The sequence below is a fragment of the Thermococcus kodakarensis KOD1 genome (assembly GCF_000009965.1).
Taxonomy (GTDB): Archaea; Methanobacteriota_B; Thermococci; order Thermococcales; family Thermococcaceae; genus Thermococcus; species Thermococcus kodakarensis.
In genome coordinates this window covers 957,584-981,091 of sequence record NC_006624.1, presented here as the reverse complement: position 1 = coordinate 981,091, position 23,508 = coordinate 957,584, and the positions used below count along the sequence as shown (strand labels likewise).

General features: G+C 52.9%; 26 protein-coding genes. 10 read left to right on the top strand and 16 right to left on the bottom strand.

The features are described from left to right. Positions 1 to 46 precede the first annotated feature (46 nt). Entirely contained in the window at positions 47 to 1,312 is a 1,266-nt protein-coding gene (gene rlmD, locus TK_RS05485) for a 23S rRNA (uracil(1939)-C(5))-methyltransferase RlmD (RefSeq protein WP_011250067.1), read from the bottom strand. 87 nt (positions 1,313 to 1,399) lie between these two features. After that, a complete protein-coding gene (locus tag TK_RS05480) occupies positions 1,400 to 2,359 on the bottom strand; it encodes a hypothetical protein (RefSeq protein WP_048053704.1) in 960 nt (319 codons plus the stop codon). 81 nt (positions 2,360 to 2,440) lie between these two features. Here TK_RS05480 and TK_RS05475 point away from each other — a divergent pair, with 81 nt between their 5' ends. The 7 genes from TK_RS05475 to glmM all read left to right on the top strand — a co-directional run bounded on the left by TK_RS05475 (position 2,441) and on the right by glmM (position 9,195). Then, positions 2,441 to 3,385 carry a ribonuclease Z gene (locus TK_RS05475; RefSeq protein ID WP_011250065.1) on the top strand — a complete coding sequence of 315 codons (945 nt, stop codon included), beginning with the start codon at positions 2,441 to 2,443 and terminating at the stop codon, positions 3,383 to 3,385. Beyond that, positions 3,382 to 4,065, top strand: a complete 684-nt coding sequence (locus TK_RS05470) for a TraB domain-containing protein (RefSeq protein ID WP_011250064.1) — start codon at positions 3,382 to 3,384, stop codon at positions 4,063 to 4,065. The genes TK_RS05475 and TK_RS05470 overlap by 4 nt, the downstream gene beginning before the upstream one ends. 28 nt (positions 4,066 to 4,093) lie before the next feature. Next, positions 4,094 to 4,276: a KH domain-containing protein gene (locus TK_RS05465; RefSeq protein WP_011250063.1), complete on the top strand. Its 183-nt coding sequence runs from the start codon at positions 4,094 to 4,096 to the stop codon at positions 4,274 to 4,276. Positions 4,277 to 4,343: 67 nt separating this feature from the next. Beyond that, entirely contained in the window at positions 4,344 to 4,913 is a 570-nt protein-coding gene (gene pgiA / locus TK_RS05460) for a glucose-6-phosphate isomerase (protein WP_011250062.1), read from the top strand. A gap of 49 nt (positions 4,914 to 4,962) precedes the next feature. Beyond that, positions 4,963 to 6,324 (top strand): ADP-specific glucokinase, encoded by a 1,362-nt coding sequence (locus TK_RS05455; RefSeq protein WP_011250061.1) that lies wholly within the window; start codon positions 4,963 to 4,965, stop codon positions 6,322 to 6,324. A 59-nt stretch (positions 6,325 to 6,383) separates the two neighbouring features. Next, positions 6,384 to 7,781 (top strand): mannose-1-phosphate guanylyltransferase/mannose-6-phosphate isomerase, encoded by a 1,398-nt coding sequence (locus tag TK_RS05450; protein WP_011250060.1) that lies wholly within the window; start codon positions 6,384 to 6,386, stop codon positions 7,779 to 7,781. Between the two features lie 43 nt (positions 7,782 to 7,824). After that, positions 7,825 to 9,195, top strand: a complete 1,371-nt coding sequence (gene glmM / locus TK_RS05445) for a phosphoglucosamine mutase (protein WP_011250059.1) — start codon at positions 7,825 to 7,827, stop codon at positions 9,193 to 9,195. Positions 9,196 to 9,254: 59 nt separating this feature from the next. On the opposite strand, the gene TK_RS05440 is transcribed toward glmM, so the two are convergent. From TK_RS05440 to TK_RS05395, 10 genes are all read right to left on the bottom strand, one after another. Next, the gene (locus TK_RS05440; RefSeq protein ID WP_232500624.1) at positions 9,255 to 10,574 is read right to left on the bottom strand and encodes a hypothetical protein; all 1,320 of its coding nucleotides are present in this window, start codon (positions 10,572 to 10,574) and stop codon (positions 9,255 to 9,257) included. A 109-nt stretch (positions 10,575 to 10,683) separates the two neighbouring features. Beyond that, positions 10,684 to 11,487 carry an energy-coupling factor ABC transporter ATP-binding protein gene (locus tag TK_RS05435; RefSeq protein WP_011250057.1) on the bottom strand — a complete coding sequence of 268 codons (804 nt, stop codon included), beginning with the start codon at positions 11,485 to 11,487 and terminating at the stop codon, positions 10,684 to 10,686. After that, on the bottom strand, positions 11,484 to 12,143 hold the full coding sequence (locus TK_RS05430) for an energy-coupling factor transporter transmembrane component T family protein (protein ID WP_011250056.1): 660 nt from the start codon (positions 12,141 to 12,143) through the stop codon (positions 11,484 to 11,486). The genes TK_RS05435 and TK_RS05430 overlap by 4 nt, the downstream gene beginning before the upstream one ends. 1 nt (position 12,144) lies before the next feature. Further along, on the bottom strand, positions 12,145 to 12,393 hold the full coding sequence (locus tag TK_RS05425) for a PDGLE domain-containing protein (RefSeq protein ID WP_011250055.1): 249 nt from the start codon (positions 12,391 to 12,393) through the stop codon (positions 12,145 to 12,147). Further along, the gene (locus TK_RS05420; protein WP_011250054.1) at positions 12,390 to 13,004 is read right to left on the bottom strand and encodes an energy-coupling factor ABC transporter permease; all 615 of its coding nucleotides are present in this window, start codon (positions 13,002 to 13,004) and stop codon (positions 12,390 to 12,392) included. Before TK_RS05420 ends, TK_RS05425 begins: the two co-directional genes overlap by 4 nt. 155 nt (positions 13,005 to 13,159) lie before the next feature. Beyond that, positions 13,160 to 13,963 carry a proteasome assembly chaperone family protein gene (locus TK_RS05415; RefSeq protein ID WP_011250053.1) on the bottom strand — a complete coding sequence of 268 codons (804 nt, stop codon included), beginning with the start codon at positions 13,961 to 13,963 and terminating at the stop codon, positions 13,160 to 13,162. A 2-nt stretch (positions 13,964 to 13,965) separates the two neighbouring features. Further along, positions 13,966 to 14,145, bottom strand: coding sequence for an RNA-protein complex protein Nop10 (locus TK_RS05410; protein WP_011250052.1), 180 nt, complete (start codon positions 14,143 to 14,145; stop codon positions 13,966 to 13,968). Beyond that, positions 14,145 to 14,972 carry a translation initiation factor IF-2 subunit alpha gene (locus TK_RS05405; protein WP_011250051.1) on the bottom strand — a complete coding sequence of 276 codons (828 nt, stop codon included), beginning with the start codon at positions 14,970 to 14,972 and terminating at the stop codon, positions 14,145 to 14,147. The genes TK_RS05410 and TK_RS05405 overlap by 1 nt, the downstream gene beginning before the upstream one ends. Before the next feature lie 76 nt (positions 14,973 to 15,048). Next, positions 15,049 to 15,246, bottom strand: a complete 198-nt coding sequence (locus TK_RS05400; RefSeq protein ID WP_011250050.1) for a 30S ribosomal protein S27e — start codon at positions 15,244 to 15,246, stop codon at positions 15,049 to 15,051. Positions 15,247 to 15,250: 4 nt separating this feature from the next. Further along, positions 15,251 to 15,535: a 50S ribosomal protein L44e gene (locus TK_RS05395; protein ID WP_011250049.1), complete on the bottom strand. Its 285-nt coding sequence runs from the start codon at positions 15,533 to 15,535 to the stop codon at positions 15,251 to 15,253. Between the two features lie 181 nt (positions 15,536 to 15,716). On the opposite strand from TK_RS05395, the gene TK_RS05390 reads away from it, so the two are divergent. Further along, positions 15,717 to 16,316: a hypothetical protein gene (locus tag TK_RS05390; protein ID WP_011250048.1), complete on the top strand. Its 600-nt coding sequence runs from the start codon at positions 15,717 to 15,719 to the stop codon at positions 16,314 to 16,316. A gap of 3 nt (positions 16,317 to 16,319) precedes the next feature. On the opposite strand, the gene TK_RS05385 is transcribed toward TK_RS05390, so the two are convergent. After that, a complete protein-coding gene (locus TK_RS05385; RefSeq protein WP_011250047.1) occupies positions 16,320 to 16,901 on the bottom strand; it encodes a lysine exporter LysO family protein in 582 nt (193 codons plus the stop codon). Next, positions 16,898 to 17,137, bottom strand: a complete 240-nt coding sequence (locus TK_RS05380; RefSeq protein ID WP_011250046.1) for a hypothetical protein — start codon at positions 17,135 to 17,137, stop codon at positions 16,898 to 16,900. Before TK_RS05380 ends, TK_RS05385 begins: the two co-directional genes overlap by 4 nt. Before the next feature lie 217 nt (positions 17,138 to 17,354). On the opposite strand from TK_RS05380, the gene TK_RS05375 reads away from it, so the two are divergent. Then, a complete protein-coding gene (locus TK_RS05375; protein WP_011250045.1) occupies positions 17,355 to 18,554 on the top strand; it encodes a pyridoxal phosphate-dependent aminotransferase in 1,200 nt (399 codons plus the stop codon). Positions 18,555 to 18,571: 17 nt separating this feature from the next. On the opposite strand, the gene TK_RS05370 is transcribed toward TK_RS05375, so the two are convergent. Together TK_RS05370 and TK_RS05365 are read right to left on the bottom strand one after the other, a co-directional pair. Next, positions 18,572 to 18,775 carry a MoaD/ThiS family protein gene (locus TK_RS05370; protein ID WP_011250044.1) on the bottom strand — a complete coding sequence of 68 codons (204 nt, stop codon included), beginning with the start codon at positions 18,773 to 18,775 and terminating at the stop codon, positions 18,572 to 18,574. Positions 18,776 to 18,822: 47 nt separating this feature from the next. Continuing rightward, the gene (locus tag TK_RS05365) at positions 18,823 to 19,734 is read right to left on the bottom strand and encodes a hypothetical protein (RefSeq protein WP_011250043.1); all 912 of its coding nucleotides are present in this window, start codon (positions 19,732 to 19,734) and stop codon (positions 18,823 to 18,825) included. Between the two features lie 83 nt (positions 19,735 to 19,817). Between TK_RS05365 and topA the strand changes: the two genes are divergently transcribed. After that, positions 19,818 to 23,507: a DNA topoisomerase I gene (topA, locus tag TK_RS05360; protein ID WP_011250042.1), complete on the top strand. Its 3,690-nt coding sequence runs from the start codon at positions 19,818 to 19,820 to the stop codon at positions 23,505 to 23,507. The last annotated feature ends 1 nt before the right edge of the window (position 23,508 follow it).

Here is a 23,508-nt window from a genome sequence, read left to right as displayed (position 1 = left end):
ACGACGAGCACAAGATATCAGGAAAAAGCCGAGTTAGAGCGGAACATTAATGCTTCCTTTTTAAGCTTATCACGGCTTCAACGTGCGGCGTGTGGGGAAACATATCTATTAATACTGCATCCTCTATGGTGTATGCCTTCTTCAGGTGGTTCTCATAGTCTAGCTTGAAGGCCTTCGGGTTGCAGGAGACGTAGACGACTTTTCCTATCTCACTTCTCGCGAGGGTTTCCGCTACCTCCTTTAGCCCCTTTCTCGGGGGATCAACGACCACCGTGTCGTACTTCCCTATCGGGGTCTCCTCCGCCCTCCCAACTTTGAAGGTTGCATCAACATTGTTAATCTCGGCGTTCTTATTGGCTATCTCAACGGCGAACGGGTTGAGTTCAATGCCTTCAACCTGGAATCTTCTCTTTGCCAGCCACACTCCAAACGTCCCAACTCCAGCGTACAGGTCTAAAATCATCTCCCCGGAGGCAAAATTCTCGACGGCCTTAATGAGAAGCGGAAGGGCATAGCTGTTGGTCTGGAAGAAGCTGTTGGGATGAATAAGGTACGTGACTTCCCCAATTCTCTCGTGGATGTAAGGCGATCCGCCGATTAGTTGGGGCTCACCCCTTGGGTCGTCTCTCTTATCGGTCTTGACGCTCCAGTATAGAGAATCTGCGAATGAGAAGTATCCTAAGAACGCCTCCGTCGTGTTGGGGGAAGGAGGGGAGTGGGATATCAAGTTTACCATTATCTCTCTCGTGAACTTCCCCTCCCTCACCTGGAGGTAGTGAACGTCTCCAGTTTTTCTCTTCAAATCCCAGGGCTTCAAGCCAGTCTCGGCGAGAAAGCTTCTCAGAGCACGTAGATAATCTAGCGTTTTTTCTGAGAAAACGGGACACTCAAAGAGATCTTCCACGTCGAAAGGATTTCCATACTTTTTAAGTCCAATGCCTGTCGTTGAAACGATGAAGTTGCTAACGTTTCTGAAGCCCCAAACTTTTGGAGAGCCCTTTATATCGGCACTTATCCCAGTGATCTTTTCAAAAAGCTCGACTTTGAGCCGCAACTGCTCCTTGTACTTCAACCCCTGCCAGAGGCATCCCCCGCAGAATCCGAAGTGTCTGCACCTCGGGCGCTGGCGGAGTGGGGAAGGATCGAGGAGTTCAAAATCCGTAACAATTCTCCTTCCAAAGCGGCGTTTTACTCTTCTGGCCTTTACAAAATCATAAGGATATGCAAATGGAACGTAGAGGGGTTTCTCTTCCCGCCTCAGTATGCCCAGCCCATCCTCGCTTAAGTCCCAAATCTTTCCTTGAATCTTCATGCCCCTCACTACTCTGTAGTTTTTTAAGAGCTTCCCGCAGGACCAAAAAGAAGTTGAGTATAAAAATTAAGTGGCAAAAATGGAACATCAGAGCTCGGCTTCCCCGAGCAGTTCGAGCATCTCGAGGAGGCGTGGGTCTTTCACTTTCTCGATGGCCTTCTTAACTTCCTCATCTTCGATCTTGCCGTCCTTGAAGAGCGCCAGGGCCTTGACTGCCTCGAAAAAGTCTGCCCACTCCGGGAACGCATTTATGAACATGTCTATGTTCAGGTAAACCGTCTCGAAGTCGTCGTCGAGGAAGAGCTGCCACAAGACATCCATAAGCGCCCCGAAGGCTATGTCTTCGTAGTCAGTGCCCCTGCCATAGACCAGGGCGTACAGGCACTCCTGGAGTGCCGCCTCATAATCTTCGTACTCCTCGAAGATTTCCTCAAAGCTCAGGTGAGCCTCAACGAGGAGCTCTCTGTCTTCGAGTATCTTCGGCAGGACACCTGCGATTATGGCTTTGCCCCTGTAAGTGTCCCCTGCCTCGAAGGTTACGTAGCCCTTGTATATTCTGAGCCTGAGAAGCTCCCTTTCGTCCCCCATCTTCTCGTACAGTTCCTCTGCCTTCTCGATGAGTTCCAGGGCCTTCTCGTACTCCTGAATCTCCTCGTGTATCATGGCCATGCTGTAGTATATCCTTGCAGCGTGCTCAACGTTACCCTTGGCAACCTCTTCCTCAAGAAGCCCCCTGAACAGCTCCAGGCTCTTTTCAAGCTCTCCTATGAGGTAGTACAGGTCGGCAAGGTGGAATTTAAGCTCGAATTCATCCTTCTCCTTTGCGAGCTTCTCGAACTCGCTTATCTTGTCGATTCCCAGTATCTCGTGGTAGTAGTAGAGCACCAGCTTGTATAGCTCCCAGTCGTTGCACTCCTTGGCGATCTCCTCGGCCTTTTCAAGGACTTCTTTGAGCTGTTCATCGCTCAGGTCGTCCACCCTGTAGTAGAGAACCCTCTTGAGTTCCCCACAGTTTTTCTCCTGGATGGCTTTCATCAGCTCTTCCATGTTTTTCACCATATCTGGTTAGCCCTCAGAATATTTAACGCTTTGGCTTAGGTTTTTAACCCCTGGCTGAAACTATAGACCATGCTTGAAGTCTTCTTCCTCGGTACCGGCGGCATAATGCCGACGCGCGAAAGAAACGTCCCAGCCATAGCTCTCCGCTACAAGGGCGAGATAATCCTCTTCGACGCCGGAGAAGGTACGATAAGACAGATGAACACGGCAAAGCTCAGCCCGATGAAGGTGGATAAAATCTTCATAACCCACTTCCACGGCGACCACTACCTAGGAATTCCCGCGTTGATCCAGACTATGAACCTGTGGGACAGGCAGAAGCCCCTCCACATCTACGGGCCGAAGTACACCTTCCAGTTTGTCCAGAACCTTTTGAACAGCGGCTTTTTCAGGCCGGGCTTTGATATCCACGTCCACGAGCTTGGAGAGACGAGGCTGAAGTTTGGAGACTACGAGATATGGAGCTTCAAGGTCGAGCACGGTATTCCTGCCCTCGGCTACGTCTTCAAGGAAAAGGACAGAAGGGGGAAGTTCCTGAAGGAGAAACTGAGGGAGTACGGGCTTGAGGAGGGCCCGATACTTGGAAAGCTTGAGAGGGAGGGCAAAATAGAGTGGAACGGCAGGATAATCCGGCTTGAAGACGTGACAGGGCCAAGAAGGAAAGGTTTAAAGATTGTTTACACCGGCGACACGGAGCCCTGTGAGAGAGTGAAACTCTTTTCCGAGAGAGCAGACCTGCTCATCCATGAGGCGACTTACCTGAACCCTGGAGACAGGGGAGACAGCTACCACTCAACCGTCGAAGAGGCCTGCGACACTGCAAGAAGGGCTAAGGTGAAGCTACTTGCACTGTTCCACAGGGCCTTTCGCTACAGTTATGAAGACTACGTTGAAGAAGCCCTCAAGATATGCGAAAGCCTTGGAGTTAGGGCAGTAGTCCCGAGAGACTTCGATGTCATAACTTTCAAATCGGGCACGTGGGAGCTTAGAAACCTTCTGGAGGAGAGAGAATGAACTACCTACGTTACGTCAAAATAATAGGAACGATGCACGTTTCGCCAAAGAGCAGGGACGAGGTCTTCAGGACGATATTAAAGGAGAGACCGCACGCCGTTGCCGTTGAACTTGACAGGGCTCGATTTATCGGAATGCAGCAGAAAATAGAAATGACCCTCTCTGACTCCCTCAGGCTCGGAAGAAAGGGCGTGATAAACTACGTCCTCGCCAAGGTCGAGGAGAAGCTCGGTGAGACGTTCGGAATGGCTCCGGGTGAGGAGATGAAGGCAGCGATAGAGGCCGCCCGCGCCATTGGAGTACCTCTCTACCTCATAGACGAGGACATAGGTCTTATTCTCGCCAAGATATCCCGCGCACCAGTGAGGGAAAAGCTCCTCATGGCGCTGGAATCCCTGGGGGTCTTCCTTCCCATCAAGGCCGTTGACATCGGCGACCCTTTTGAGGAATACCGCTGGATGATGCTGGAGTTCAGGAGGAGGTATCCGTACCTTTACCGCGTCCTGGTGGAGGAGAGGAACGAGGTAATGGCCAGAAACCTTATGATGATAGTCGATTCACTGCTCGCTGGGGGAGTACAACGTCCGAAGGTTGTGGCGGTGGTGGGTCTGGGACACAAGCCCGGGATAGAACGCATTCTGAACAGAGGAAAGACTGAACCCGTTACTTTTATATTCTGAAACGTCAAGAACCTTTGGAGGGCCAGCCATGAAGGAGAGGCTTGAGAAGATGCTCAACGTGGAGATAATCAGGATCGAAGAGGCCGACGACAAGATAGTTGTCTACGTTCCCGCTGATAAAGTCAGGATTGCCGTCGGGAGCGGCGGTGCCGCTGTGAAGGCCGCCGAGCTCGTCATCGGCAAGAAGATCGAGGTCAGGCCTGCAGAGTGATATCACTCAGGGTGATAAAGAGGCTAAAGGTTAAATACCCACACTCCCTTTTTTTAACGGTGATACCATGGAGTACAAGCGCCCTATTGGTCTTGATATTGACCTTGAGACCGGAGTGATTCCCGGCGCTAAAAAGCTCGTCAGGAGGCTCAGCGACCTCAAGGGCTATTTCCTTGATGAAGAGGCCTACAACGAGCTCCTCAAGGAAGACCCGGTTGTCTATGAGGTCTACGCAATCGAGCAGGAGGAGAAGGAGGGCGACCTCAACTTCGCCACCACGGTTCTTTATCCAGGCAAGGTCGGTAAAGAGTTCTTCTTCACAAAGGGCCACTTCCACGCCAAGCCCGACAGGGCCGAGATATACTATGGCATCAAAGGGAAGGGGGGAATGCTCCTCCAGACGCCTGAAGGCGAAGCGGAATGGATTCCGATGGGGCCCGGAACCGTGGTCTACGTCCCGCCCTACTGGGCGCACAGGACTGTGAACACCGGAAACGAGCCCTTCATCTTCCTTGCGATATACCCAGCAGACGCCGGCCACGACTACGGCTCGATTAAAGAGAAGGGCTTCTCGAAGATAGTCATTGAGGAAGATGGGGAAGTCAAGGTCGTCGACAACCCGCGCTGGAAGGAGTAGCCCGAAATCCTTATTAGTCCTATCTCTTTTTTCACTCTTGGTGATACATGTGAACTGGGATGGGCTTTACGCTTCTGCATTTGAGAGGATTCGCGACAACATAGGCAAGGTTGGAAACGTACTTCTGGCATACAACACCAACATCGACGCAATAAAGTACCTTGAGAGGGAAGACCTTGAGAGGAGGATCGGAGCAGCTGGCAGAGAAGAAGTCCTTCCTTATTCAGAGAAGCTCCCCAAGAGGATAGAGAGCGTTCCTCAACTTCTAGGCTCAATTCTCTGGAGCATCAGGAGGGGCAAAGCTGCTGAGCTCTTCGTTGAGAGCTGTTCAACGCGCTTTTACATGAGGCGCTGGGGCTGGGACGAGCTGAGGATGGGCGGCCAGGTGGGCATAATGGCGAACCTCCTCGGCGGTGTTTACGGTGTCCCTGTCATAGCCCACGTTCCGCAGCTCTCACGCCTTCAGGCAGAACTCTTCAAGGATGGGCCGATTTACGTGCCGAAGGTTGAGGGTGGGAAGCTTAAACTCGTCCACCCGAAGGAGTTTAAGGCCGACGAAGAGAACTGCATCCACTACATCTACGAGTTCCCGCGCGGGTTCAGAGTTTTTGACTTCGAGGCGCCGAGGGAGAACAGATTCATAGGCTCTGCCGACGACTACAACACCAACGTTGTTATAAGGCCAGAGTTTGAGGAGCATTTTGGGGAGATAGCTGAAAAGACCGAGCTGGCGATAATAAGCGGACTTCAGGCCCTAACTGAAGGGAACTACCGCGAGCCCTTCGAGACGATAAAGGAGCACCTTGACGTCCTCGAGGGGAAGGGCATTCCCGCCCACCTTGAGTTCGCCTTCACTCCCGACGAGACCGTGAGAAAGGAAATCCTTGGAGTTCTCGGCAAGTTCTGGAGCGTTGGCCTGAACGAAGTCGAGCTGGCCTCGATAATGGACGTGATGGGTGAGAAGACCCTCGCTGAAAAGCTCCTTGCCCACGACCCGGTTGACCCAATAGTGGTCACGAAGGCCATGCTTAAGCTCGCCGAGAAGACGGGAGTAAGGAGAATACACTTCCACACCTACGGATACTACCTGGCTTTAACCGACTACCGCGGCGAGTTCGTGAGGGACGCTCTCCTGTTCGCGGCCTTAGCGGCGGCTGCGAAGGCCAAACTGGGCGACGTCAGGAACATAGACGACGTCGTGAAGGCGATGGACGTCCCTGTGAACGAGAAGGCAAAGGGCGTTGAAGAGGCCCTCACTAAAGAGTACGGCATGGAGAACGGTATTGCGGAGGTTAACGGCTACCAGCTTGCATTCATTCCGACGAAGATCGTCGCCAAGCCGAAGAGCACCGTTGGAATTGGGGACACAATATCAAGCTCGGCCTTTGTGGGCGAGTTCGCTCTTCGTTAACCCCTTTCTTTATCCTTAAGAGTTATAAGAAGTGCTGTCAACTTGCTCCGGTGGGAATCATGAAGACTGTACTCCTCGCGGGTGGGAAGGGGACGAGGCTCTGGCCGCTCAGCAGGGAGCTGATGCCGAAGCAGTTCGTCCGCTTCCTCGACGATGAGAGCCTCTTCCAAAAAACAGTTGAGAGGGCACTGCTTTTCTCAAAGCCATCGGAGATATTCGTTGTGACCAACAAGGACTACCGCTTCAGGGTTATGGACGACCTCAGGGAGATTAGGATAGAGTTGCCCGCGGACAACATTCTGCTTGAACCCGTCGGTAAAAACACCCTCCCCGCTATAGTCTGGGCGGTTCTTAAGATTGAGGAGAAGTTTGGACCTTCAAAGGTTGCCGTTCTTCCGAGCGACCACCTGATAGAGACAGGTGAAGCCTACGAAAGAGCCTTCGAGAACGCTGAGAGGCTTGCTGATAAGTTCCTGGTGACGTTTGGAATAAAGCCCAACAGACCCCACACGGGCTACGGCTACATAAAGCCCGGTGAGAGAATCGAAGAAGGCGGAAGGCTCCTCGGCTACAGGGTTGACGAGTTCAAGGAGAAGCCCGACCTCGAAACTGCAAAAAGGTACGTGGAAAGTGGATACTACTGGAACAGCGGCATGTTCGCGTTCTCGACGTCCCTCTTCCTTGAGGAAGTTGAAAAGCACGCGCCTGAAGTCTTGGAGGCCTTTGAGTCTAGCTCGAGCATTGAGGAGGCCTACGAGAAAGCCCCAGAGATAAGCATAGACTACGGTGTAATGGAGAAGACTGAGAAGGCAGCGGTCGTGCCGCTCAACGTTAAGTGGAGCGACCTTGGAAGCTTCGACGCGATTTACGAAGTCCTTGAAAAGGACGATGCTGGAAACGCAGTCCAAATTCGTGGTAAGAAGGGCTACCACATCGGCGTGAACTCGAAGAACAATCTGATAATGACTGAGAGGCTCACCGCAACGGTCGGCGTCAGCGACCTTGTTATTATAGACACCGGCGATGCCCTTCTCGTTGCCCACAGGGGGGAGACGCAGAAGGTCAAAGAGATCTACAGGGCACTCAGAGAGATGAACGACGAGAGGGCTATCGTGCATAGAACCGCCTACAGGCCTTGGGGAAGCTACACAGTCCTTGAGGAAGGCGACCGCTACAAGATAAAGCGCCTAACGGTCCTGCCGGGCAAGAAGCTTTCCCTTCAGATGCACTACCACAGGAGCGAGCACTGGGTCGTCGTTAGGGGAACTGCCAAAGTAATCGTCGGTGATAGGGAGCTTCTCCTCCGCCCCGGCGAGAGCACCTTTATCCCAGCTGGAGTCAAACACCGCCTTGAAAACCCTGGAAAGGTCGTTCTAGAGGTTATAGAGACTCAGATTGGGGAATACCTTGGCGAGGACGACATAGTCCGCTTCGTCGACGACTTTGGAAGGGATTAACCTTTTAATTTATTTATCACTCTCAGTGATAGGGGTGGTTGCAATGGGAAAGCTCTTTGGAACGTTTGGCGTTAGGGGGATAGCGAACGAGGAGATAACCCCAGAGTTCGCCCTTAAAATCGGCATGGCCTTTGGAACACTCCTCAAGAGGGAAGGTAGAGAAAGGCCGCTCGTCGTTGTCGGCAGGGATACGAGGGTGAGCGGTGAAATGCTCAAGGACGCCCTCATCAGCGGACTTTTGAGTACCGGTTGCGACGTCATAGACGTTGGGATAGCTCCAACCCCTGCAATCCAGTGGGCCACCAATCACTTCAATGCCGACGGTGGAGCGGTCATAACCGCCTCCCACAACCCGCCCGAGTACAACGGCATAAAGCTCCTTGAACCGAACGGCATGGGGTTGAAGAAGGAAAGGGAAGCCATCGTTGAGGAGCTGTTCTTCAGTGAGGACTTCCACAGGGCTAAATGGAACGAGATTGGTGAGCTGAGGAAGGAGGACATAATCAAGCCCTACATCGAGGCGATAAAGAACAGGGTAGATGTGGAGGCGATAAAGAAGAGGAGACCCTTCGTCGTCGTTGACACCTCCAACGGCGCTGGCAGTCTAACCCTGCCCTATCTATTGAGAGAGCTCGGCTGTAAGGTTGTTTCCGTTAATGCTCATCCAGACGGCCACTTCCCTGCCAGGAATCCCGAACCGAACGAGGAGAACCTCAAGGGTTTCATGGAGATCGTTAAAGCTCTTGGAGCTGACTTCGGCGTTGCTCAGGATGGAGACGCTGACAGGGCGGTTTTCATCGACGAGAACGGCCGCTTCATCCAGGGCGATAAGACGTTCGCGCTGGTAGCCGACGCAGTCCTCAGGGAAAACGGCGGCGGGCTTTTAGTTACGACCATAGCGACTTCCAACCTCCTCGACGACATAGCGAAGAGGAACGGAGCCAAAGTTATGAGAACAAAGGTGGGTGATTTAATCGTTGCCAGGGCTCTCCTCGAAAACAACGGCACCATAGGCGGCGAGGAGAACGGCGGCGTTATCTTCCCGGACTTCGTGCTCGGCAGGGACGGGGCGATGACAACGGCGAAGATAGTTGAAATCTTTGCCAAGAGCGGGAAAAAGTTCAGCGAGCTGATAGACGAGCTGCCAAAGTACTACCAGTTCAAGACGAAGAGGCACGTTGAGGGTGACAGGAAGGCTATAGTTGCCAAAGTGGCAGAGCTTGCAGAGAAGAAAGGCTACAAGATAGACACCACCGACGGGACTAAGATAATCTTCGACGACGGCTGGGTTCTCGTGAGGGCAAGCGGAACCGAGCCGATAATCAGAATCTTCAGCGAGGCCAAGAGCGAGGAAAAGGCAAGGGAGTACCTTGAGCTTGGGATTAAGTTGCTTGAAGAAGCGCTTAAGGGCTGAAGCTCCCATCCTCTATATTTTTCCTTCCGCCAGCAAAAAAAAAAGAAAATTAAAAGCTTTCAGCCGCTCTTTATGTAGAAGCCCATCGGAATTTCCGCTGAGCATGAGCTGAACCATCCCGTCTTGAACTTGTACTTCTGGGAGCTTTTTGTGGCGTTGATCGTTATTGTAGGCCCATTTTCTTTTATTGTGCCATCTATGGAGATGCTTCCTGCATTCTCGTACTGGAGTGAAGCTGTGAGGCCCGCGACGGGAGCTGGTGCTCCGAACGCAACGGCAATGGCTCCCACAGGGATTCCGATTCCAAATTTGACGCCGCAGTCCCCACTGGTGCCCTTCAAAAGGTATTTCAGAGTTATTCCTTTGTTCTCCTCAAGTGGATGTAATATGCCCTCCTTGGTAAATTTGAAGAATGTCCAGTCGAAACCGGGACTTCCAATAGATGCACCGCCATCTATTATGTATCCATGAACTCCCTTACTAGCTTTCACATCGTAGATACCGACGTCTATCCTCTCCCTACCGGTTTCACTGCATTTTGCTCCCTCGCAGAGGTACTCCTTTTCGTGTCTGTAGTAGGGTTTGGCCCAGATGTAGATATAACCCATCCTTCCCTTGGGAACGTCTACTATATCTCCAAAGTAATAGTTGCCCTCAACAGGAACCCACCTCTTTCCGTATATGTCTACTGAAGATGATAGCACATTTACTGGGTCTCCACTTCTGAACTTTTTCTCAAGGTCAATCCCGTAGGCGATGGTCGCTGAGAACTCCGTCTTGTACGATGCTTCCAGAGACACGGACCCCTGGAGCTCCCCCTTTCCGTTCCTGTTGTCAATGATGAGGATGGGAACCTTTACGTATTCTTCTGCTTCCCAGGAGTCATCTGCGGGCCTCCACTCGTAGTAGTACCACCTTTCGCGAGCAGGTTTTGGGAGAGGTTCTTTTTCGAGGAGCTCAACCGATACCCTCTTGGTAGCTCCCCTCAGGTCTTCCGCCGAGAGGAAGTCCGAGCCGATCCCCCTGTAGAGCTGGCCGTTTTCTCTGTCTATCACCCATACCGAGACCCTGATTCCGTAGCGCTTCTCCTCGCTTATGCTCGATAGGAACTTCCGGATGTCCTCAACTTTCAAGACACTCCTCGTCGTGTCGAACTTCCAGAACCCAGAGCGCTTGATCCGGTAGTGGCCGAGGGTCTTAATGCCGGAGGGCGTGGCAACGTCAATTTGAACCTGGATTTCATAGTCTCCTGAAAAGCCCCTCAGCATCTTTCCGTTCTCGTCAGTCAATACTACTCTAATTCCTCCGTCTGGTGGCATCCATTCCGCCGATACGCCTGTTCCTATCAAGAGTGCTGTTAATATTAGTATGCTGAGCATTTTTAAAATCCTTCTCATTAGGAGTCACTAAAATAATTAAGATCAAAAGTATTTTTAAAGTTTTTGGCTATTAATGAGGATAAGAAAGGAGTTGGTTCACAGCAAAATGTCAATCCAAGTCGGAGACCTTCCACATTTTCAGCAGCTCAACCCCTTCTTCCACGCTCCGCGGAACCTTCAGGCCGAGCCTCAGGAAAAGCTCCACGAGCGGCGGTACGTCGAGGTTGTGCCCCCTAAGAAGTTCAGGGTTTCCGAGCACTTCTTCAGGAGAACCAACTTTCACGATTTTACCCCCGTCCATCAGCGCTATCCTGTCGCAGAGGAAGAGGTATTCTGCCTCGTGGCTTGCGAGGATGACTGTCTTCCCCTCCCGCTTCAGCCCGAGTATAATCTCCCTGACTGCCTTCTTGCCCTTAAAGTCGAGGTTCGCGAAGGGCTCGTCAAAGACGATTACTTCAGGTTCCATAGCCAAAACAGTTGCTATCGCTATCCTCTTCTTTTCGCCGAAGCTAAGCGCCTTCGTCTCCCGGTTGATGTAGTCGAGCATCCCAACTCTCCCGAGAGCCTCTTCAACACGCTTTCTGAGCTCTTTACCCCTCAGACCGAGATTGTATGGGCCGAAGGCAACGTCCTCGAACACCGTTGGAGAGAAGAGCTGGTCGTTTGGATCTTGGAAGACGAGCCCAACAATCTTCCTTGCTTTCCCGGGCTTTTTAACTGGGTTGATCCCGTTTATAATCACTTCACCCTTCTTCGGCTTTAGCAGTCCGTTGAGGTGCAGGATGAGGGTGCTCTTCCCTGCCCCGTTCGGCCCAAGGAGGCCAAAGGCTTCGCCTTTCTTGATCCTCAGGTTCACGCCCCTCAGGACTTCTCTCCCGCCGTATGAGAAGTGAAGGCCTTTGATCTCAATCACAGTATCAGTCCCCCTGCGGCGAGTGCCATCAGGACGACCGTTCCGGGTGTTGGCCTCGGCTCCTCAAAAACCGGAAACTCTCCAAAGCCCCTCGCGAGCATGGCCCTGTAAACCCTTCCACTCCTCAGGTAGGCCCTCACGAAGACCTCTCCAAAGAGAGAAGCGAGCTTCCTGTAGTATTCGGCCCTTCCCACACCGAAGGCTCTGGAATCGAGGGCCCGCTTCATCCTGGTAGTTTCCTCAACGAAGAGGTCGAGGTAGCGGTAGGTGAAGGCGAGTGTGAGGATGAGAACCCTTGGGACCCTCAGGGCCTCCATTTCGGCTAGAATCCTCGTAAAACCCACCGATTCAACGACGATCAGAGCTGTACCAGCCGAGAGAAAGGCCTTCCCCAGAAGGAGGAAGAACGAGTTCAGTCCTTCTCTCGTCACATCCCCAAATGGAGTGCTCAAAATAGTCTCTCCAGGGTTGAAGAGCGCGAGAAGGAAAAGAAATCCCTCAAAGCCGAGGAGGAAAGTGAGCTTTTTGAGAGTGCTTTTCTCCGGGCGGAATGCTACGACGACCGCCGCGAAAAGCAGGAAGAAGTAGACTAACTCGCCCAGGCTCTTCCTCGTTACGACCCCAAAAGCGTAGAGAAAAATAAAGGGCAGGTACACCTCAGACACCCTTCAGGGCTCTGCTCAGCGCGTAGGCCACTCCAAAGGTTAGGGCTATTCCGAGGAGTCCCATCGCGAAGCTCTGCCCCCACGTTTCGCCGTAGTCGAGCGGTGCCTCATAGATGGGCTTCTCTTCGAGTCCGACCTTCTCCATCGTTGCCTCAAGGCCGTCAGGGTTGCTCGATGCAAGGGGAAGGACGATGGCCAGCACAACGGCTATTATCATTAGACCCTTTATCACGGCCTTCATGCAGGCACCCCCTCTATCTCGGGAAGCCTCGCCTTGATTGAATAAACTATCAGAACCGTTAGAACGGCCTCACCAATCCCGATGAGGGCGTGGTAGCCGACCATCAAGGAAAGAACCTTCGTGAAGGGGAGGCTGTGGCTGAGGCCTATCTCAACTGAAGCCAGCGCCGCACCGAGCACAACGGAGAGCCAGGCGGCGAGTCCCATCGCAAAGCCCTCGTGGATGCTCTTGAGCCTGCTGTAAACCCAGTAGCCGATGAAGGCCCCGATGAGTCCCATGTTGAGGATGTTGGCACCTATCGCGGTTATTCCGCCGTCGCCGAAGAGGAGAGTCTGGATGAGGAGGACTGATGTCATGACAATCACTGCCGCGTAGGAGCCGAGGAGAACCGCTACCAGCGTTGCACCGAGCAGATGTCCGCTGACCCCGCCGATTATCGGGAAGTTAACCATCTGCGCCGCGAATATGCCGGCCGCGAAGAGCCCGAGGAGAGGGATTTTCTCTTCTGGAACCTCCTTCAGCTTTCTGGAAGAGTACGCAACAGCCAGTATCGTTATCGCGTACGTCACCACTATCACGGGCGTGCTTAACAGTCCGTCAGGAATGTGCAACTGGGACACCTCCTATTCTAATCGTGCTATCATTATCAAAAAAAGTAGCATCAAATAAAAGCGTTTTTAAAACCGCGTATTACCAACCTAAGGTTTGAAACTGGTGTAAACACCAAGGAAAAAGCAAGAATTTGGGAAAACAGAAGAGGCGGAGTTCAGAGGTAGCCCCTGTCCTCCTCTTCCTGCGTTGACTGGGGCATTCCCTGCTCCAGCATCGCCCTCTGCATCTCCTGAACTTTCTGGAGTATCTCCTCCGTCTCCTTGGCGCGCTCTTCGAGGGCGGTCATGTCAACCTCGATGCCGAGTATCTTGGTTACTGCGCTCAGGACTGCCTTGGCGGCCTTGGGGTCAACTATGTAGCCGAGGCTCTCACCGAGGAGGCTTACCCCGTACATTGAGCGAAGCTTGCCCATGCCGAGGAGAAGGCCCGCCGCTCCTACGATCGCTCCACCCTCGTCCTCCCTCCAGATGACCTCGACCGAACAGCCCTCAAGCTTCTTCTTGTAGTACTCGACGAGCTCTTCATGAGTTACCGCCGCCAGAACCCTCGGTTCGCCCTGGAGCTCAGGCACCTGGTAGCCGCCCATGGTTATTATTTCCCTGACGCCGAGCTCCTGAACGAGGTCGAGCATCTTTCCAACGACCTCATAGTGCCCGGGGCTGTCTGTTGGTGGAACCTGCTGGTCGCCGGTTATTATGATGAGGTCTCTGCCGTCCTCGTCGGGGTTAACCCAGTAGTAGAACTCGTTCTTCATCAGCTCGACTATCGAGCCCTTCTTGATGAGAACCTGGTGCATGAAGTGGGGTGAGTATAGCTCGGCGAACTTGACTGCTTCAAGCTCCTGGATGAGGTGGTCAGCCGCGAGCTTTCCAACGAGGCCTATCCCGGGAAGGCCCTCTATGAAGACTGGATCTCTAAGCTGGGGCCTCTCAAGCAGGTAAATCATCGTTTCCTTCATCTTCAAGACCTCCTACCAATACCGAGGAGTTCACGCTTGAGCCTCCGCCTGTACTCGCCGTACGGGTCTTCCGGCGAGAAGCGTGGGGGATGAGCTACCTTGGTCTCGCTTCCACAGACCGGGCAGACTTCCTTCAGCGTGTACCTCCCGCAGTTGGGACACTTCCTTATCCTGAAGTGCATCAGGAACCCCTCTTCTTAACTTTCTTAATCCTCTTCTCCTTCCTTATCAGCGTCGCCTCTCCGCCCGCTTCCTTGATGACGCGGAGGATCTCCTCGGCTATGTCTTCCAGAACCTCCTCGGCCTTGTAGTAGTCTGGAGCGGTGATGTCGATCCTGTACCTCGGAGCGCCCTGGTAGGAGAACTTGACCTCGATGTCCTTCTCCTGGTTGGCCCTGTCGCGGGCCTTTATGAGCGCCTCCTTGATTATCTCGATGCCGTTGGGCTTCGGAACGGTTATCTCAAACTCCGCATCTATCGTGACCGTCGGAATCTCGACGTAGGCCTCGATTATCGGCTTTAGAGCCTCAATCCACTCGTCGCTGATGAGTCCCTTGAGGACGTCCATACCGTTCTGGGCCGCGTCCTCAAAGGCAGCATAAACCTCGCCGTACTCTTCCTCAAGCGGGACCCAGACCTCTCTCCAGGCCGTTTCAAAGTCCTTTCCGAGCTTTTCGGCAGCCATTTTGAGCAGGTTCTCTGCCTTCTGAGCCCTCTTGTACTCCTGAAGCTTCGCCTTCCTCTGCTGCTGGTTAACCCTCTTTAGGCTCAGGTCGATGTGTCCTTTCTCGGGGTCAACGCGGATGACCTTGGCGACTATCTTCTGTCCCTCTTTGAGGTAGTCCCTTATGTTCTTGACCCATGTGGGAGCGACCTCGCTTATGTGCATGAAGCCCTCCTTTCCAGGGTACTCGTCAAGCGTGAGAAAGGCTCCGTAAGGGTGAATGTTCTTAACGGTTGCAACCACAAACTCTCCTTCCTCTGGGTACTCTTTAGCCTTCCTTGGCATCTCAATCACCTCAAAGTTTTCTCTCCGAGAAGATTAACGAGAAGAGGTTTTAAAAGTTTGGTGAAAAGGAAAGGAATCACTCAAGAACTTCGAGAACCTTGGCCTTGATGATGCCCTTTCCGCCGGTCGGCTCGACGAGGGTGGCACCGCAGACCAGGCACCTGACGGGAGTGGCCGGGTGGCTGAAGACTATCTGCTCGTTGCCGCAGTCAATGCACTTAACGCGGAGGAACCTGCTCCTCGGCATCGGAATGAGGTTCTTCGGGAGGGCCATCGCATCACACCTCCACCAGCTCGAACTTCTTCACACGGAAGCCCTGTCCCCTGGTGTGGGCCTTTCCGCAGACGGTGCAGCGGAACCTGAGGTCGAGCTTTTTGACCGGCTTCTCCCTTCCAGCCGGGTTCGGCCTCGGGAAACCTGTGTAACCCTTGAGCTTTCTCCTGAACCTCCTCTGGCCCGCGCTCAGCTCGCTCCTCGGCCTCTTCTTGACCTTCTCGACCTTGTGAATGGTGTGTCTCTTACAAAACGGGCAGTACGTCCTTATCTGCTTCGGGTACTTCATTCCTCTCACCTCCGAGAGAGGCCCGGTGGGTTCCTACTTGCCTTCGGATACCCCCGAGCCATGAGGCATGATCGCCTGCAGGCATCGGTATGGGAAAGGCTTTAAAAAAGTTTTTCCGCGGGGAAAAGTTTAAATACAAAATGTTATTAAAGTCTTCTGGAGAGCCGAAGGAGGTGAGACCATGAAGCTCGCCGAGGCAGTCACAAACGTGAAGGAAGTCGAAAAGAAGGCCGAAAAGGAATACAAGGCCCTTCTCAAAACCCTGAAGAGCCCGGAGTACTCTGATCTCAGAGTCCTCCTTCTGAGGATGACCGTTGACACCATTCTCCACAGGAGGCTTGCAGAGGCACTTGAGAAGGCTTACAAAGAGGCCATTGAGCTGATCGAAGAGTTCGGGTACGTTGACGTGCCCGAGACGCCCGAAACTGCCCCGGGGAACCAGGTGTCCAGCGGTCTCGTCCTGATACCGGGAATTCCGGCCGTCCAGGTCGCCCCCTACGGGCTCCTTGGAAGCAGAATCCCGCCTGAGGACGCCCTCGAAGAGCTGCTCAAGAACCTTCCGGATAACGTGGCGCTTCCACCCGAGAAGCTCAGGGAGATAAGGGACAAGCTAGAAAAGCTCAGGGCCCTCTGCGAGAAAATGAGTGAGAACTACAGAATCCTTGAGCAGAACGCGGTTCACCCGGTCGTACAGGCCTTTGCGGAGAGCGCGAGGAAGAACGAGGAGCAGCACAAAGTTGTTGTTGACGGGCTGTTGAAGAGGTATTCGGAGGAGAAATGAGCTTCAGAGGCTCAGGATAAACGACACCACGAACGGAACCACCGCCGTAAGGATGAAGCCGTGGACGAAGGCAACTAAGGCTGTTTCCCTTCCCCCGAATTTTGTTATTATCGGCAGGGTTGTGTCCATGGTCGTTGCCCCGCCCATGACAACGGCCTTCTCTGGAGATACCCACTTTATGACAACAGGGTACAGGATTATCGTCAGGATTTCCCTCAACAGGTTGCCCAAAAACCCGATAGCACCGTAGATTGCCGAGTACTGGGCTATCAGCGGGCCGGTTATTGAGTACCACCCGCACCCTGCACCTATTGCGAGTCCCCACTTCAGGTCTATTCCAAGCACCAACGCTCCAACAGCCCCACCAAGAAGAGACCCCAAGAGTGTCTCCGTCGGCAGGAGGAGGGACTTCTTTCCGAGTTTTTTCAGCTCCTCTGCGTTGAGGCTCATCCCCAGATCGACTCCTATGAGGAGTATAAGGAGATCGAGCATAACCTCGTAGGCGTTTCCAAAATCCGGACTGAAGAAATGCCCGACGAGCAGCCCGAGGACAAGAGACCCGAGCACAAGGTAGAGAAACCTCAAGTTCTCACCCCCAGAGCCAGCACCAAACTTCCGAGAATCGTTAGAACCGCGAATACGAGGGAAGAAGCGAGGAGCCACAGGGCGCTGACTTTAACGGTTCCAGTTTTTACGCCCAGGAAAAATATCATCAGGAGGAGAGCAACGCTTATGGCCGTGTCAACTTTCACCCTTTTTCCTGTTCTCCTCAGGATGTAGCCAATTAACAGACCTCCAAGCAGAAATACGAAGATGTTCATGGTCTTGAAAAACTGACTGCCATTAATAAAATTATCGAAGGGCTCGGAGGGTGTTCACGTCATCATCTCCGGGTTCAGAATGCTTGCTACTCGTCATTGCCCATGGAAAGTCCAGCCCACACTTTAAAACCCTTCCTGAAAAACGTTCGATTCCAGAGTACCCAAAATCGTGCCAAGGTTTTTATGATGGACGTCTTAATGGTGGGTGGTGATTCACATGATCAAACCTTCCGAAAGGGCGATGGGCGTTGAGTACGCCATAAGGGATGTCGTCCTCCCGGCGAGGGAGCTTGAGAAAAAGGGCATCGAGGTAATCAGACTCAACATAGGCGACCCCGGGAAGTACGACTTCCAGCCGCCGGAACACATGAAGGAGGCATACTGCAGGGCCATAAAAGAGGGCCACAACTACTACGGACCGAGTGAAGGTCTCCCCGAGATGAGGGAGGCCGTCGTCCAGCGTGAGAAGAGGAAGAACGGCGTGGACATCACCCCCGATGACGTCCGCGTCACAACTGCCGTCACCGAGGCACTTCAGCTCCTCTTTGGTGCACTCCTCGACCCTGGAGACAACATCCTCGTTCCAAGTCCGAGCTATCCGCCTTACACCGGCCTCGTCAAGTTCTACGGCGGAATACCCAATGAGTACGATACAATAGAGGAGAACGGCTGGCAGCCGGACATTGACGACATGAGGAAGCGCATAAACGAGAGGACTAAAGCGATAGCCGTTATCAACCCTAACAACCCCACCGGAGCGCTATACGAGAAGAAGACCGTGAAAGAAATCCTTGATCTGGCCGGCGAGTACGACATACCCGTCATCAGCGACGAGATTTACGACCTCATGACCTACGAGGGGGAGCACGTCTCACCCGGCTCGCTCACAAAGGACGTTCCCGTTATAGTCATGAACGGCCTCTCCAAGGTCTACTTCGCCACAGGCTGGCGCTTGGGCTACTTCTACTACGTTGATCCTGAAAACAAGCTTGCCGAGGTCAGGGAAGCCGTTGACAAGCTCATGCGCATAAGGATATGCCCGAGTACCCCGGCCCAGTTCGCGGCCATAGCGGGTCTAACTGGCCCGATGGATTACCTGGAAGAGTACATGAAAAAGCTCAAGGAGAGGAGGGACTACATCTACAAGCGCCTGACGGAGATACCAGGAGTTAGCACCCAGAAACCGCAGGGGGCGTTCTATATCTTCCCACGCATTGACGAGCGCTCCAAGTGGAAGAGTGACAAGGAGTTCGTCCTCGATGTCCTCCACGAGGCCCACGTCCTCTTCGTCCACGGTTCGGGCTTCGGAAGGGCTGGAAACTGGCACTTCCGCATAGTCTTCCTTCCGCCGGTTGAGATACTGGAGAAGGCAATGGACAGGTTCGAAGAGTTCATGAGAAAGAGGCTGGCGGAGTGATTTCTCCCTTCCCTTTTTCATCCGCCAGAGACGACGGGGATTACCTCGACGTAAGCACCGTCCTCTACCTTTTCTTCCTCCAGGGCAACCCTTCCGTTCACCCTCGCTATGGCGCTCTCGGTGTTGAAGCCCACAGCCCTGAGCACGTCAGCGACAGTAACCCCCTTCTGCCACTCTATCTCCTTTTCTATTCCCCTTCCGAGGACTTTGACCCTTATCATCCCTCACCACCTGTTCTGGCTTTGAGCGTGTGAATAAAAGGGTTTCTCTAATAGAAGAGGAGTGTCCTCCTGAAAACGTCCCTGTGGTTTCCAAAGGCCTCGAACATCGCCCCCGAGTAGCTTTCAACGGCCAGGTCGAGGAGCCTGTTCAGGTTCGAGTTTATCTCGTCGCTCATCGGCATGTAGAGCGGAGCCGGCTCGTAGTAGTCCATTCCCTTGAGGAGGGAAGTTGAGAAGTACCAGAGGGTCTTTTTGATCTTCCTGCCCCTCACTGGAGAAAAGCTCGCGTCTCCACCGCCAAAAGCCGCGTGAAGGACGATTATCTTCTCGATTTCCACGCCCCTTCTCAGTGCAATCCTCCTCTCGGAGCTCGATATGTCCACGATCCTGTATCCGCTCCTCGTGGTGTCTTGGTATTCCACCTTTATCCCATAGATCTCCTCTATCTTCGGGTCGTACACTAGGACGTCGGTGCCTCCTATGACGAAAATCCTCCCGTCCCTTACGTCCACAACGGTGTTTTCTGTGCTCAGAAGGGGAAGACCCTCAGAAAGGGCCAGGGCGGAAATCGTGCTCTTTCCGGTGTGGGGATACCCAACAAAGAGAACGGCTTTTCCGTTTTCGTTTATAACACTGACAGAATCCGTGATGAAAATCCTGCCTTTCCTTGCACCGGCCCTCGCGGTTGCCTGGAGGAGGAAGAACACGGGGGCCTCGTTTTTGTACGCCTGCGGGACGGCGGATTCGAGCTTGTAGTAGTCCTTTGAATTGACATCGTAGAGAGAACTGAAGACCCTGAACTTCTCGCCCTTGAAGCGTTCGATGATTACGTTTGGGCGTGCATCACCACGCAGAACATCCGGAAGATAGCGCCTGGCAAAGGTTGTCCGAAAGCCGTCCTCAAAACCGTCGTCAAGCTCCCCTTCGAAGAGTACCCCAACGCCCCCGACGCTGATCATCGCCATCGTTCATCATCTATGGTGCAGGGTTATAAATCATTCGGAGAATTTTTATACCTCACATCCAATTCCCTGAGAGGCCTATGGTCACGCTCATCATAGCCGAGAAGCCCAACGTCGCTAGGAAGATAGCCTATGCTTTAGCTGAAGGAAAGCCCGTGAGGAAGACAATCGGCAAGGTTAGCTATTACGAGTTCACGCGGGACGGAAAGAAGGTTATAGTCGCCCCAGCCGTGGGACACCTTTTCTCCCTTGCTCCAAAAACCAAGACCTACGGCTACCCGGTTTTCGATATCGAATGGGTCCCCGTCTATGTTGCTGAAAAGGGGAAGAGCTACGCGAAGGACTACATCAAAGCCCTTGCGACCCTCGCTAAGCAGGCAGATGAGTTTGTCGTTGCCTGTGATTATGATACTGAGGGTGAAGTGATAGGTTACACGGCCCTGAAGTACGCCTGCGGCGTTGATCCATCAAAGGCGAAGCGCATGAAGTTCTCTGCCCTAACCAAAAAGGACCTCCTCAAGGCCTGGTACAACATGGAGCCGACGATAAACTTCGGGATGGCCGATGCTGGAATAGCCCGCCACGTCCTCGACTGGTACTGGGGCGTTAACCTTTCGAGGGCTTTAACTTCCGCCATAAAGCGCGCGAGCGGAAAGTGGATGGTTCTCTCGACCGGAAGGGTTCAGGGCCCGACCTTAAAGTTCCTCGTCGAGAGGGAGAAGGAGATACAGAACTTTGAGCCGAAGCCCTACTGGGTCATCAAGATGCTCCTCGAAAAGAACGGGGGACAGTATACAGCGGTCTATGAAAAGGAGAAGGTGTGGGACGAGGAAGAGGCCAAGAAGATAGTGGAAGAAGCCAAGAAGGGGCCAGCTTTCGTCGAGAAAGTTGAAGTAAAACAGCAGAACAGGAACCCGCCCGTTCCCTTCGATCTCGGAACCCTCCAGAGGGAGGCCTACTCTGCGTTCGGCTATTCCCCGAAGAAGACTCTAGACATCGCGCAGAAGCTGTACGAAAAGGGTTATTGCCTGCATCCAGATTCACTAATACCAACTCCCCAGGGGGTTAAGAGAATAAAGGAGCTTCCAGAGAAAGGAGAGGTCTTTGCGCTTGACTTTGACCTAAAACTCTCAAGGGCCAGATACAGACTCCTTGAAAGGGATGCGGATGAGCCGATGTACAAGGTTACCTTAAGTGACAGGACGGAGCTATACCTCACGGCGGATCATCCCGTCCTGGTATACCGGGATGACCAGTTGATCTTTGTCCCGGCAGAAGAACTGAGAGAGAATGATCAGGTCGTTCTTTTTATAAACAGAAGCGAGTACTCCCCAAGAACCGAATCTCCGACGCTCTTGGGCTTCCTTCTTGAAAATGCCACTTCAATGAAGGATTACATCCTCTATGACCCAGAATTTGGCGGCGTCCTGAGGAACAGAATAAAAGACGCCGGTTTAAAAACTGAGATTCTGTGGCGCTTCAGGATTAGGGAGCCGACCTATTACAAATACCTGAGGGGCAAGATGCCCGTTCCGATAGTTAGGTTCCTGCTGGAGGAGGGTGTTGTATCCATCGAAGAGCTGAGGGAAGTATTTAGGGGATTCTCCTACAGCACATCACTGACCCCTATTTCCTTTGAATTCAGCGAGGAGTTCTGGTACCTCTTTGGACTCGTGGCGGGAGACGGTCATCTCGCAAAGAAGGGAGCGATAACGATACCAGCAAAGGACAGAACTGAGGACACCGTGAAGGCTGTTAAAGAGATAGCGAACTCTCTTCAAGTTCCTTTTGCCTTTGACGAAAAGTACAAGATGATAATCCTTCGTAGCAAGTCGCTAACGAGGCTTTTCGAATTGCTCGGTTGTCCATATGGCAATAAGACCGAAATCTTCAGGATCCCAGGAGAGATAATGGCTAAGCCAGAGTGGATGGCGGCGTTTCTGGCCGGTTATTACGATGCAGACGGCCACATAGGAACGAAACCAACCGGTGGGAAGAAATCTCATTCTCCGCAGATAGTTCTCACGTCCAAAAACCGCATGGCCATATATACTGTTAAACAGATGTGGCAGCTTCTTGGGGTCGGAACGTATCTGTGGGAAAAGAAAGACAGAAACGGGAACTTCATGGCCTACGAGCTTAAGGTATACTCCCGCGATGCTTGGAGGTTCTATGAAGTGATGAAAAATCACCTCCGGATCAAAAGAAAGGATTTGGAACACGTAAAGGAAGTTGCCATTAGGAAAAGAAAAGCGTACTCGCACCACTACAGCGTTCTTAACGTCAAAAGCTGGGAAGGAAAGATAAAATCCAGCAACGTTCTTTGGAAAAAGTTCGATATGTCTAACCAAACCGCACACGGCAGAGGAATAAGCCTCGACAAGCTCCAGCGGATAGTGGACTATCTCACGGACACTGATCTGCGCAGAATAGCAATGGGCGATGTGTACGTTCTTGGTATAAGATCCATTGAGAAATTCCACTACCGCGGTAAGGTGTACGACCTCGTAGTTGATCAATATCACAACTTCATTGCCAACGGCGTTGTGGTTCACAACTGCTCTTATCCAAGAACTTCCTCCCAAAAGCTCCCCAAGAACCTGAACTTCCGATCGATAATCCAGAATCTAGCCAAGCTACCAGAGTACAAGCCCTTCGCCCACGAGCTTTTGGGTAAGGAAAGCCTCAAGCCGGTTGAGGGCAAGAAGGACGACCCAGCCCACCCGGCGATATATCCAACGGGCGAGCTTCCGAAGCCCGGCGAGCTGACCAAGGACGAGGGGAACCTCTACGACCTCATAGTGAGGCGCTTCCTGGCGCTCTTCATGGAGCCAGCCGTAAGGGAAACCATGAAGGTGGTAATAAACTCCAACAACCACCGCTTCATCTTGAGCGGTGCAAGGACTCTCAAAGAGGGCTGGCTGAAGGTCTATGGAAAGTACGTCAAGTTCGACGAGGTTATCCTCCCGGCCTTTAAGGAGGGTGAACCCGTAAAGGTCATCCAGATAAAGCGCGAGAAAAAGAAGACGAAGCCTCCAGCAAGATATTCTCCAGCGGCGGTCATAAAGAAGATGGAAGATCTCGGCATTGGAACAAAAGCCACTCGCGCCCAGATTCTCGAGACTCTCTACCAGAGGGGCTACATCGAGGGCAAGAAGAAGATCAAGGTGACGCCGCTCGGCATGAGGGTCGTTGAGGCTCTCGAAAAGAACGTACCGGATATAGTCAGCGTCGAGCTTACCCGTGCCTTTGAGGAGAAGATGGAGGAGATAATGGCAGGAAAAGCGGACAAAGACCAGGTCATCGAGGAGAGCAAGGAGCAGCTGATAAAGATACTCCAGGTCTTCAAGGAAAAGGAGCTGGATATCGGTAAAATGCTCCTCGAGAGCACTGGAACCGGTGTAACTACGAGCAAAGAGGCCGCAAAGAAAACGGGGGCGGTTAAAGATGCCAACGACGAAGAAAAATCTGACGGCAAGGCTGGGGAGGGAACTACTCCAAAAGCCGAGAGGAAGCCCCTCGTCGTGGGCAAGTGCCCAAAGTGCGGCGGCGATCTGGTCATCCGCTACAACAGAAAGACTGGGAAGAGGTTCGTCGGCTGCTCCAACTGGCCGAAGTGCGATGTCACTTACCCAATCCTCCAGCGCGGTCAGGTTATCCCCACTGAAAAGACCTGCTGCAACGGTGCACCAGTCGTTAAGATACGTGAGAAGGGCAGGGAGTACGAGATATGCCTCGATATGAACTGCAAGGACTGGAAAAAGAAATGAA